Raw genomic sequence first — 10,483 nt, forward strand, 5'->3', positions numbered from 1 at the left:
ATGCATAATGATAAGATAAAAGATGAGCTGCTTCAATGTTTGGTTATTTTTACCAAGCTTCATAATAATCCATACAGTGCCGATGCTTTAACTATTGGCTTGCCAGTAAAAGATGGCGATGAAATTGAGCTTTTTTCACTTAAAAGCTCAAGGTCTTTATTTTCTCGTGCTGCTTCTCGTGCTGGTTTTGCTTCTACCCTTGTAAGAAAAGATCTTGAACAAATCTCTCCTTTAGTTTTACCTTGCATTTTAATGCTTAGAGGCAAAAAAGCTTGCATCTTGCAATCTTTTAGTAAAGATAAAAAGACAGCAAATATCATAACACCAGAACTTTCAACTGGTACTAGCACGATAGAAATAAGTAAATTAAAAGAAGAATATTTAGGCTATGCATACTATCTAAAGCGCGAGTTTGTTCCAGAGGATACTAGCTCAACAAAGCTAATTGATGCGGGCAATGATCATTGGTTTTGGGGAACTCTAAAACGTTCAAAAAAGATTTATTTTGATGTTGTTCTTGCAAGTTTTATTATAAATTTATTTGTTCTTGCTAGTCCGCTTTTTACGATGAACGTATATGACCGTGTCGTGCCAAATAATGCAGTTGAGACACTTTGGGTCTTAGCACTTGGCGTAAGTGTAGTTTATGGCATAGATCTTTTTTTAAAATTTGTAAGATCATATTTTCTTGAGATTGCTGGCAAAAAGAGTGACATCATAATGAGCTCTATTTTATTTGAGCGTGTTATGGATATGAAATTTAGCAATAAACCAAAATCTGTTGGTTCATTCGCTAGTAATCTAAAAGAGTTTGATACGGTTAGAAATTTCTTCTCATCAGCCTCATTGGCAGCTATTGTCGATCTTCCATTTGCGATCATTTTCTTGATAGTTACTTATTTTATAGGAAGCTATATCGTACTTGTGCCAATTGTTATTATGATAGCTATTTTATGCTATACATTTTTTATAAAAGATCCACTTCAAAATGCTATTAAAAGTACATTTGAGGCTTCGGCTATAAAAAATGGAATTTTAATAGAGAGCCTTAGCAGTCTTGAGACTATCAAGACTCTTGGCGCTAGCGGACATATACAATGGAACTGGGAAGAGGCAACTGGTGAGATAGCAAATAGAAGCATTAAATCAAAAATTATCACAACTTCGATAACGACTGTTACATCTTTTTTAGTGCAATTAAATACTATTGCCATCATCGTTCTTGGCGTCTATATGATACAAGATACACATCTTACAATGGGTGGTCTTATCGCTGCGGTTATGCTTAGCTCTCGTGCTATCGCTCCTATGGGGCAGGTAGCTTCGCTGGCTGCAAATTTTGAGCAGACAAAAACAGCATATCAAAGTCTTAGTAAGATTATGCAAATGCCTGTTGAAAGGCCAGAAGGTAAAAAATTTGTTAGAAGAAATTCTTTTGATGGAAAGATTGAGTTTAAAAATGTAAGCTTTACATATCCAGATACCACAAAAGGTTCGCTTGATAGGATAAATTTTGTTATTCAGCCAGGTGAAAAAGTTGGCATTATAGGCAAAAATGGCTCTGGAAAAACTACTTTACAAAAGCTCATTTTAGGACTTTACTCACCAACCGAAGGCTCAGTGCTAATAGATGGTATTGATATTAATCAAATTGATCCAGCCGATCTTAGGCGAAATATTGGCTACGTTCCACAAGATGTTGTGCTTTTTAAAGGAACGGTTAGAGAAAATATTGTTCAAAAAGCACCATATGTTGATGATATTCAGATTATAAAAGCAGCTAAAGTAAGTGGAGTTGATGAATATGTAAATGCTCATCCGCTTGGATTTGACATGCCAGTCTTTGAAAGAGGCGATGGCATAAGTGGTGGGCAGCGTCAAAGCATAGCTGTGGCTAGGGCATTTTTATTGGATAGTCCTATTATTTTGCTTGATGAGCCAACAAATTCTCTTGATAATACGGTTGAAAATAAGTTAAAAATAAATTTAAAGACAAATACAGCAAATAAAACGATGCTGCTTGTTACACATAGGACGTCGATGCTAGATCTTGTTGATAGACTTATAGTTATGGACAATGGCAAAATTTTATTGGACGGACCAAGAGATGAAGTTTTAGCAAGACTTAGTGGGAAGTGATCATGCAAGAAGATATCAAGAATAAACAAAATGAAAATTTAAAAACTGAAAAAAGATTAATTTCTGAAAATAACATAAAAGAACAAGAGGAAGCTAGTAATAAAATTTTAAATAGTGTAGATGATATAAAGTCGAATCTTCAAACAAAAAATTATGATGCTTATGATTTGAAATTTATGTCAAGTCTTTCTGAGGCTGTTTTGGCTAAAGCTCCATCTACATCTAAAAAGATACTCTATACGGTTGCTATAACTATGTTTTGGCTTCTTGTTTGGGCTTCCTGGGCACAAATAGATGAGATCACAAGAGGCAGTGGTAAAATCATCCCATCTGGAAAAAACCAAGCGATACAAAATCTCGAAGGCGGTATAGTCGATCAAATTTTTGTAAAAGAGGGTGATGAAGTTAAGAAAGATCAAATTCTAATAAGGCTAGATAATAAAAATTTTACGAGTAGTTATGGCGAGTCAAAACTAAGACTTGATGAACTTCAAGCAAAATTTATGAGACTTGATGCTGAGGCAAATGATAAGGATTTTGACTACGATGAAGTTAGAGATGCGAACAATAGTAAAGCCATAAGATATGAGCTAAGTTTGCATAGTTCAAATATCGATCACTTAAATGAACAGATAGGAATTTTAACAGAGCAAATTCATCAACGCCAGAGTGAGTTAGTCGAACTAAAAAATAAAATTTCTCAAACTCAAAATAGCTACAACCTTGTTCTAAAAGAAAAGGCTATTATGGAGCCAATCTTTAAAAAAGGTCTTGTTAGCGAGGTTGAATACATCCAGCTTCAAAGACGTGTAAACGATCTAAGAGGTGAGCTCGATGCCGCCGTTCTTGCTGTACCAAGAGTTGAATCAACTATAAAAGAAGCGAAAAATAAGATCGAAGAAGCAAAACTTGCTTTTAAAAACAATGCAAAAAAAGAGCTAAATGAAGTTTCAGCAGAGATCGCAAGGATAAATGAATCACAAATCAGTCTAAGCGATAGAGTAGAAAGAACATATGTAAGATCTCCAGTAAATGGTATTGTCAGCAAGATGATGGTTCATACAGTATCAGGAGTTATCAAGCCTGGTGAAAATATTGCTGAGATCGTTCCTCTTGAGGATAAATTGGTTGCTGAAGTAAAAGTAAAACCAGCTGATGTTGCGTTTCTGAGACCTGGGCTTGATACGATGGTTAAATTTACGGCCTATGATTTTAGTATTTACGGTGGTTTAAAAGGCAAAGTAACGCAGATTAGTGCTGATACAGAGACTAATGAAAAAACTGGCGAGAGCTATTATTTAGTCAGGATAGAAACTGAGAAAAATTATCTTGGTAGTGAAGAAAAACCGCTTAGAATAAAAGTTGGTATGATAGTCTCAGCTGATATCATTACCGGCAAAAAGACAATACTTGATTATTTATTAAAGCCTATTTTAAAGGCAAAACAAAATGCCTTAACGGAGAGGTAATGGGCAAGATCGCTTTTTATGATAAGAAATTTGGTGAATATGAGATTGAAAAATTTCAAAATTTACAAAATTTCTATCTCATAAAAGATGATCATTGCTGCGATATAGTTAATGATGAAATTGAACGATTTAAATTTAGTGATTGTGAAATAGATTTTCTACAATTAGTAGATGTTGCTAGTAGACATAAAAAACTATTTGAAAATATAAAAATTCAAGATGATATAGTAAGAAGCATTAAAATTTTAATAAAAGGCTATGACCAGAGTTTGGATAAATTTGACTTTGATCCTGGAATTTTAAATTTAAATACCCCTTATAAATATGCTATATCACAAGATTTTTTTGAAATGACTATTTTTTTAGAAGAAAAATCCTCAGTGGTTACTAAATTTTTCTCATCAATAGATTACAAGATACACAAAAATGGCGAAAGTCGTCATATAGAATTCTTTATAAATAGTAAAAAAATTTATGAAAGAATCATATAAATAATCCAAGGAAAAGTAATGCAAGTTATTTTATTTACACAAAATAGTGCATTAAACAATATTTGGAGAAGCTATTTTACTGGCAATAGCGATGTGAAATTTATACATAATAGAAAAGAGTTTTTTTCTCATATAAATGATGATGTTGATATTATAGGCATTGATATTGATGTTTTTAAAGATAATATTGATGATGTTATAAAAAATATAATTGAAAAGTCACCAAATATAAAAATACTCATACTCTCAAATAGACCAACGATAAACGAAGGCAAGCATCTGCTTACACTTGGAATCAAGGGCTATGCAAATTCCCACATGAGAAAGACTCACTTTGAAGATGCTTTTGAAACTATTTTTAATGGAAATATATGGCTTTACCAAGAATTCGTTCAGGCAATGATTAGTGAGCTAACCGGTTCATATATTAATAGTGAAAGTGAAAAGGCAGATAAAAGGACTGACCTCTCTGAGCTTAGTTCAAGGGAAAGAGAAATTGCAGATTTAATCTATCAGGGTCTAACAAATAATGAAATTTCAGAAAAAACAGGTATTACACTAAGAACAGTCAAAGCACATACAAGCTCGATTTATAGTAAGCTAAATGTAAAGGATAGAATAGGGCTTGTGCTTTTAATGAAGCAGCTTGACGCATAAAATATTGACTTGTTTTTGTGAGAAATTTAAAACCCTTCTTCAAAAAATATAAATTTTTATACATGCGCCCATAAGAAATACATACATAACTTTTACTAGCTGAAGAATACAATAAATATAAAATTTGAAATAAAAAATGATTTGCTAAAATCTTAAATAAAAAATTCTAGCAAATTTGTTAATAGTCGAGATAAGAAATCAGAAACTTTAGTCTTCCAAATCGATATCTACTTTTTCAACATTTGTTATGATGTCTTTTGTATTTTTTTCGATATCGTGTTTATTTTTTTCAATAAGCGATCTATTTTGTCCAATCAAATCCCTATTTTCCTTAATACCATCACTATTTTGTTCAATTAATTTGCTAAGAGTTGATATTCTTTTTTCATAACGTATCATTAGAAAATAAATTACGTAAATTAGTAATAAAATTATCGCCCAAGGTAAAAATTGCATATTAAATCCTTATATATTTTTTGTAATTATAGAAATTTTAGCTTTTAAAAAAAATAAAACTATAAAAATTATACATTTTTCATAAATGCTTAATGATGTATTATGGATTTAAATCTAATAAAAATTTGTATTCTTAAATGGCTGTATTTTATGATTTTAATTTTTATGAAAAATTTTTAAATTTTCCTTGACTTTTACCTTGTTTTGATATATAATTGCCACTTCACAAAACAGGTGCTGGTGTAGCTCAGTTGGTAGAGCTACTGCCTTGTAAGCAGTGGGTCGGCGGTTCAAGTCCGTTCACCAGCTCCATTTTTGTAACAGTGTTTGACCAGAAAATACCAAAATAGTTTATTAATGTTTAAGGTGAGATACTCAAGCGGCCAACGAGGGCAGACTGTAAATCTGCTGACTATGTCTTCCGTGGTTCGAATCCACGTCTCACCACCATTGTTATGCGGGAGTAGCTCAGTTGGCTAGAGCATCAGCCTTCCAAGCTGAGGGTCGCGGGTTCGAGCCCCGTTTCCCGCTCCAAAATTTGGGAAAATAAACTGGGAGCTGTATCTAGATTTTACTAAACACAGTTATTCCTTGCTTTATTTTCAAAATTTTTAGTTGTTTGTATTATTTAATTGGAATCATCTCTGCCAAGCGTTTTTCGCTCATATGGCTCAGAGGTAGAGCACTTCCTTGGTAAGGAAGAGGTCGCGGGTTCAAGTCCCGCTATGAGCTCCACTGGTTAATATGATTTTATTATGATTATACAAATTTGGTAAGAAAAAGACATATATCACATACGGAGGAAAAGATGGCTAAAGAAAAATTTTCACGTAACAAGCCGCACGTAAACATAGGTACTATTGGTCACGTAGATCATGGTAAAACTACATTAACAGCTGCAATATCTGCTGTTCTTTCACGCAAAGGACTTGCTGAGCTAAAAGATTATGATAATATTGATAATGCTCCAGAAGAAAAAGAGCGTGGTATTACAATTGCTACTTCACATATTGAGTACGAGACAGAGAAACGCCACTATGCTCACGTTGACTGCCCTGGTCACGCCGACTATGTAAAAAATATGATTACAGGTGCTGCACAAATGGATGGAGCTATTCTGGTTGTTTCTGCAGCTGATGGCCCAATGCCACAAACTAGAGAGCATATTTTGTTATCACGCCAAGTTGGTGTTCCATACATTGTTGTTTTTATGAACAAAGCTGATATGGTTGATGATGCTGAGCTTCTTGAACTAGTTGAAATGGAAATCCGCGAATTACTTAATGAGTATAATTTTCCAGGCGATGATACACCTATTGTTTCTGGTTCAGCACTTAAAGCTCTTGAAGAGGCAAAAGCTGGTCAAGATGGCGAATGGTCAGCAAAAATTATGGAATTAATGGATGCAGTTGATAGCTATATTCCAACTCCAGTTCGTGCAACAGATAAAGACCTTCTTATGCCAATCGAAGATGTTTTTTCGATTTCAGGTCGTGGTACAGTTGTAACTGGTAGAATTGAAAAAGGTGTTATAAAGGTTGGTGACACAATTGAAATTGTTGGTATTAAGCCAACTCAAACAACAACAGTTACTGGTGTTGAAATGTTTAGAAAAGAGATGGATCAAGGCGAAGCTGGTGATAATGTCGGCGTTCTTCTTCGTGGTACTAAGAAAGAGGATGTTGAGCGTGGTATGGTTCTTTGCAAGCCTAAATCAATTACCCCTCATACAAAATTTGAAGGCGAAGTCTACATCTTGACAAAAGAAGAAGGTGGTCGCCATACTCCTTTCTTTAATAACTATAGACCACAATTCTACGTAAGAACAACTGATGTTACTGGTTCAATTACGCTTCCAGAAGGAACAGAGATGGTTATGCCAGGTGATAATGTAAGAATTTCTGTTGAATTGATTGCTCCAGTAGCACTTGAGGAAGGTACTCGTTTTGCTATCCGTGAAGGTGGTAGAACCGTTGGTTCAGGTGTTGTTTCAAAAATACTTGGTTAATTTATAAAAATTTGTCAAAGGGAGGATATTCCCTTTGATATCTTGATAAGGACTTATATGAGAATTAAAATTGGTTTAAAATGCTCCGAAAGTGGTGATATAAATTATACAACAACAAAAAATAGTAAAACTACTACAGACAAAGTTGAGCTTAAAAAGTATTGCCCGAGATTAAAAAAACATACTATTCACAAAGAAGTTAAATTAAAAAGTTAATTAAGAAGCTATTAGGGCAATAGCTCCAACGGTAGAGCGCTGGATTCCAAATCCAATGGTTGGGGGTTCGAATCCCTCTTGCCCTGCCACGACTAAGGTTAAGATTATGGAAAAAATTATAAATTATATTAGGCTTTCTAAATTGGAAATAATGAAGGTTATCTATCCTACAAAAGAACAAATTAGAAATGCTTTTTTTGCAGTTTTTATCGTAGTTGCTGTTGTATCACTTTTTTTAGCTCTTGTTGATGTTATTATGTCCTTTGTTTTATCTAAAGTTATATGATATAAGGAAAAAGTAATGTCACATAAATGGTATGCTATACAGACTTACGCTGGAAGCGAAATGGCAGTAAAAAGAGGAATTGAAAATTTAGTAAAAGATCATGGAATAGAAGATCAACTAAAAGAAATTATAGTTCCTACAGAAGACGTAATAGAAATAAAAAATGGTAAGCAAAAAATCAACGAAAGAACTCTTTACCCAGGTTATGCTTTTGCGTGCTTAGATCTTGATACGGCTCTTTGGCACAGGATTCAATCTTTACCAAAAGTTGGACGTTTTATTGGTGAGGCCAAAAAACCTACGCCATTATCTGAAAAAGATATAAATACTATTTTGGAAAAAGTTCAAAAAAGGGCTGCACCAAAACCTAAGATATTCTTTGAGGATGGTGAGAGTGTTCGTATAACAGAAGGTCCTTTTGCTAACTTTACAGGTATTGTTGAAGAATATGACATGATACATGGCAAACTTAGACTTAATGTTTCTATTTTTGGTAGAAGTACCCCTGTTGATATTTTGTATTCACAAGTTGAGAAGATAATTTAAGGAGCAAGAAATGGCTAAAAAAGTTATAGGTGAAATAAAATTACAAATTGCTGCAACAAAAGCAAATCCTAGTCCACCAGTTGGTCCAGCTCTTGGACAAAAAGGTGTTAATATTATGGAATTTTGTAAAGCCTTTAATGAAAGAACAAAAGACATGGTTGGGTTTAATATTCCAGTTGTTATAACTGTTTATGCTGATAAGAGTTTTACATTTATCACAAAACAGCCTCCTGCTACAGATCTTATTAAAAAGGCTGCAGGTATAACAAAGGGAACTGATAATCCTTTAAAAAATAAAGTAGGCAAACTAACAAAAGCTCAAGTTTTAGAAATAGTTGAGAAAAAACTTGTTGATTTGAATACAAATGATAAAGAGCAAGCAGTCAAGATTATTGCTGGTTCAGCTCGATCAATGGGTGTCGAAGTAATAGACTAAAACCTTTACCGTCAGGTTGATTAGCAAAAGACGGAAGCAATATATATGCGGAGAAATTTATGGGAAAAACTAGTAAGAGATTTCAAGAATTGCTCAAAAAAGTAGAGCAAAATAAAATTTATAACCTTAGCGAGGCTATTGATACAGTCAAAACTCTAGCTTCTGCTAAATTTAATGAAACAGTTGAGATTGCATTAAAATTAAATGTTGATCCAAGACATGCTGATCAAATGGTTCGTGGTTCAGTCGTTTTGCCGGCCGGTACAGGTAAAACTGTAAGAGTTGCTGTTATTGCTAAAGATGCTAAAGCTGATGAGGCTAAAGCAGCTGGTGCTGATATTGTTGGTGCAGATGATTTAGTTGAAGATATACAAAAAGGTATAATGAATTTTGATGTTCTTATAGCTACTCCAAATTTAATGGGCCTTGTAGGTAAGGTCGGTAGAATTTTAGGACCAAAAGGATTAATGCCAAATCCAAAAACTGGTACAGTTACAATGGATGTTGCACAAGCTGTTAATAATGCAAAAAGTGGTCAAGTAAATTTCCGTGTTGATAAACAAGGAAATATACATGCAGGGCTTGGTAAAGTTAATTTTACTAAAGAGCAATTAAATGAAAATATTTCAACATTTATTAAAGCGATCAATAAACATAAGCCTGCAACTGCAAAGGGTAGATATGTTAAAAATGCTTCGTTGTCTTTGACAATGAGCCCATCTATAGCTCTTGATACTCAAGAAGTTATGGACTTAAAATAAAACTAAAAATTAAAATTTATATCTTAGATTGGAGATAGCCGAGGCCATTGGGCTTAATTGATTCGACCCGCTCTGCTTGAAATTACCGGTCGGAAAGGAGAAAAAGTGACACGTAACGAAAAAACTAAGGTTGTTGCAAAATTAGAGAGTGAATTTAAAACTGCTGAAGCTATTGTAGTTTGTGACTATCGTGGCCTTTCAGTAAAGAAACTTGAAGTTTTAAGAAATTCTGCTAAAGAACAAAATGTAAAAGTTCAGGTTATTAAAAATACTCTTGCAAATATTGCTCTTAAGAATTCTGATAAAGTCGGAATGGAACTCAAAGATACAAATATCTATCTTTGGAGCGAAGATCAATTAGCAGTAACTAAAGTAGCCGCAAAATTTGAAGAGTCTAATGCTGATCTTTTCAAAATAAAAACAGCTTATATTGATGGCGAAGTTGCTAGCGTTGATAAAGTTAAAGCTCTATCTAAAATGCCTAGCCGTGATGAGCTTATTGCGATGCTTTTACAAGTTTGGAATGCGCCAATTCAAAATTTCACAATTGGTTTGAATGCGCTTAAAGAGAAAAAAGAACAATCAGCTTAATTTAAATTAAAAAAAATAATAAGGATTAAAAATGGCAATTACTAAAGAAGATGTATTAGAGTTTATATCTAATCTTTCTGTACTTGAACTTAGTGAACTTGTAAAAGAGTTCGAAGAGAAATTTGGTGTTAGCGCAGCTCCTGTAATGGTAGCTGGTGGTGCTGTTGCAGCAGGTGGTGCAGCAGCTGTAGCAGAGGAAAAAACAGAATTTAACATTGTTTTGGTTGATTCTGGTGATAAGAAAATCAACGTTATTAAAGTTGTTAGAGCGCTTACTGGTCTTGGTCTTAAAGAAGCTAAAGACGCAGTTGAGGGAACACCATCTGTTCTTAAAGAAGGCGTTAGCAAAGATGAGGCTGAGGCAGCTAAAAAAGAGCTTGAAGAAGCTGGTGCTAAGGTTGAACTTAAATAATTTTTTATTATTTGA

General features: G+C 33.7%; 13 protein-coding genes and 5 tRNA genes. 17 read left to right on the plus strand and 1 reads right to left on the minus strand.

The genetic code is table 11. From position 1 onward, the window contains the following. Genes CYP28_RS03565 through CYP28_RS03580 form a run of 4 tightly spaced genes read left to right on the plus strand, consistent with a single transcriptional unit; the run spans nucleotide 1 to nucleotide 4,756 of the window. The gene (locus CYP28_RS03565; protein ID WP_103593113.1) at nucleotides 1–2,139 is read left to right on the plus strand and encodes a type I secretion system permease/ATPase; all 2,139 of its coding nucleotides are present in this window, start codon (nucleotides 1–3) and stop codon (nucleotides 2,137–2,139) included. Nucleotides 2,140–2,141: 2 nt separating this feature from the next. Further along, nucleotides 2,142–3,608 (plus strand): HlyD family type I secretion periplasmic adaptor subunit, encoded by a 1,467-nt coding sequence (locus CYP28_RS03570; protein WP_103593114.1) that lies wholly within the window; start codon nucleotides 2,142–2,144, stop codon nucleotides 3,606–3,608. Continuing rightward, nucleotides 3,608–4,099: a DUF5416 family protein gene (locus CYP28_RS03575; protein WP_103593115.1), complete on the plus strand. Its 492-nt coding sequence runs from the start codon at nucleotides 3,608–3,610 to the stop codon at nucleotides 4,097–4,099. Before CYP28_RS03570 ends, CYP28_RS03575 begins: the two co-directional genes overlap by 1 nt. 18 nt (nucleotides 4,100–4,117) lie before the next feature. Beyond that, a complete protein-coding gene (locus tag CYP28_RS03580) occupies nucleotides 4,118–4,756 on the plus strand; it encodes a response regulator transcription factor (protein ID WP_103593116.1) in 639 nt (212 codons plus the stop codon). 207 nt (nucleotides 4,757–4,963) lie between these two features. Here the strand turns inward: CYP28_RS03580 and CYP28_RS03585 are convergent, their stop codons facing one another. Beyond that, nucleotides 4,964–5,212, minus strand: a complete 249-nt coding sequence (locus CYP28_RS03585) for a hypothetical protein (protein WP_021090800.1) — start codon at nucleotides 5,210–5,212, stop codon at nucleotides 4,964–4,966. Nucleotides 5,213–5,448: 236 nt separating this feature from the next. Here CYP28_RS03585 and CYP28_RS03590 point away from each other — a divergent pair. From CYP28_RS03590 to rplL, 13 genes are all read left to right on the plus strand, one after another. Further along, nucleotides 5,449–5,524: transfer RNA gene (locus CYP28_RS03590), tRNA-Thr, on the plus strand. A 53-nt stretch (nucleotides 5,525–5,577) separates the two neighbouring features. Next, nucleotides 5,578–5,662: transfer RNA gene (locus tag CYP28_RS03595), tRNA-Tyr, on the plus strand. 7 nt (nucleotides 5,663–5,669) lie between these two features. Further along, nucleotides 5,670–5,746, plus strand: a tRNA-Gly gene (locus tag CYP28_RS03600). Nucleotides 5,747–5,872: 126 nt separating this feature from the next. Continuing rightward, nucleotides 5,873–5,947, plus strand: a tRNA-Thr gene (locus CYP28_RS03605). Nucleotides 5,948–6,020: 73 nt separating this feature from the next. Then, nucleotides 6,021–7,220, plus strand: a complete 1,200-nt coding sequence (gene tuf, locus CYP28_RS03610; RefSeq protein ID WP_021090663.1) for an elongation factor Tu — start codon at nucleotides 6,021–6,023, stop codon at nucleotides 7,218–7,220. Nucleotides 7,221–7,277: 57 nt separating this feature from the next. Then, a complete protein-coding gene (gene rpmG / locus CYP28_RS03615) occupies nucleotides 7,278–7,436 on the plus strand; it encodes a 50S ribosomal protein L33 (protein ID WP_035167196.1) in 159 nt (52 codons plus the stop codon). Nucleotides 7,437–7,449: 13 nt separating this feature from the next. Then, nucleotides 7,450–7,525, plus strand: a tRNA-Trp gene (locus CYP28_RS03620). Nucleotides 7,526–7,542: 17 nt separating this feature from the next. Beyond that, nucleotides 7,543–7,722: a preprotein translocase subunit SecE gene (secE, locus tag CYP28_RS03625; RefSeq protein WP_035167317.1), complete on the plus strand. Its 180-nt coding sequence runs from the start codon at nucleotides 7,543–7,545 to the stop codon at nucleotides 7,720–7,722. Nucleotides 7,723–7,737: 15 nt separating this feature from the next. Then, nucleotides 7,738–8,268, plus strand: coding sequence for a transcription termination/antitermination protein NusG (nusG, locus tag CYP28_RS03630; protein ID WP_021090793.1), 531 nt, complete (start codon nucleotides 7,738–7,740; stop codon nucleotides 8,266–8,268). Between the two features lie 10 nt (nucleotides 8,269–8,278). Further along, nucleotides 8,279–8,704: a 50S ribosomal protein L11 gene (gene rplK, locus CYP28_RS03635; protein ID WP_103593117.1), complete on the plus strand. Its 426-nt coding sequence runs from the start codon at nucleotides 8,279–8,281 to the stop codon at nucleotides 8,702–8,704. A 59-nt stretch (nucleotides 8,705–8,763) separates the two neighbouring features. Beyond that, a complete protein-coding gene (gene rplA / locus CYP28_RS03640; protein ID WP_103593118.1) occupies nucleotides 8,764–9,465 on the plus strand; it encodes a 50S ribosomal protein L1 in 702 nt (233 codons plus the stop codon). A 105-nt stretch (nucleotides 9,466–9,570) separates the two neighbouring features. Then, nucleotides 9,571–10,056: a 50S ribosomal protein L10 gene (gene rplJ, locus CYP28_RS03645; RefSeq protein WP_103580600.1), complete on the plus strand. Its 486-nt coding sequence runs from the start codon at nucleotides 9,571–9,573 to the stop codon at nucleotides 10,054–10,056. Between the two features lie 31 nt (nucleotides 10,057–10,087). Next, on the plus strand, nucleotides 10,088–10,468 hold the full coding sequence (gene rplL, locus CYP28_RS03650) for a 50S ribosomal protein L7/L12 (protein WP_103593119.1): 381 nt from the start codon (nucleotides 10,088–10,090) through the stop codon (nucleotides 10,466–10,468). The last annotated feature ends 15 nt before the right edge of the window (nucleotides 10,469–10,483 follow it).

It is taken from the genome of Campylobacter concisus (genome assembly GCF_002914195.1).
GTDB lineage: Bacteria > Campylobacterota > Campylobacteria > Campylobacterales > Campylobacteraceae > Campylobacter_A > Campylobacter_A concisus_M.

Coding starts and splice junctions, on each gene's coding strand:
- CYP28_RS03565 (WP_103593113.1), top strand. CDS start 1: ATGCATAATGATAAGATAAAAGATGAGCTGCTTCAATGTTTGGTTATT.
- CYP28_RS03570 (WP_103593114.1), top strand. CDS start 2,142: ATGCAAGAAGATATCAAGAATAAACAAAATGAAAATTTAAAAACTGAA.
- CYP28_RS03575 (WP_103593115.1), top strand. CDS start 3,608: ATGGGCAAGATCGCTTTTTATGATAAGAAATTTGGTGAATATGAGATT.
- CYP28_RS03580 (WP_103593116.1), top strand. CDS start 4,118: ATGCAAGTTATTTTATTTACACAAAATAGTGCATTAAACAATATTTGG.
- CYP28_RS03585 (WP_021090800.1), bottom strand. CDS start 5,212: ATGCAATTTTTACCTTGGGCGATAATTTTATTACTAATTTACGTAATT.
- tuf (WP_021090663.1), top strand. CDS start 6,021: ATGGCTAAAGAAAAATTTTCACGTAACAAGCCGCACGTAAACATAGGT.
- rpmG (WP_035167196.1), top strand. CDS start 7,278: ATGAGAATTAAAATTGGTTTAAAATGCTCCGAAAGTGGTGATATAAAT.
- secE (WP_035167317.1), top strand. CDS start 7,543: ATGGAAAAAATTATAAATTATATTAGGCTTTCTAAATTGGAAATAATG.
- nusG (WP_021090793.1), top strand. CDS start 7,738: ATGTCACATAAATGGTATGCTATACAGACTTACGCTGGAAGCGAAATG.
- rplK (WP_103593117.1), top strand. CDS start 8,279: ATGGCTAAAAAAGTTATAGGTGAAATAAAATTACAAATTGCTGCAACA.
- rplA (WP_103593118.1), top strand. CDS start 8,764: ATGGGAAAAACTAGTAAGAGATTTCAAGAATTGCTCAAAAAAGTAGAG.
- rplL (WP_103593119.1), top strand. CDS start 10,088: ATGGCAATTACTAAAGAAGATGTATTAGAGTTTATATCTAATCTTTCT.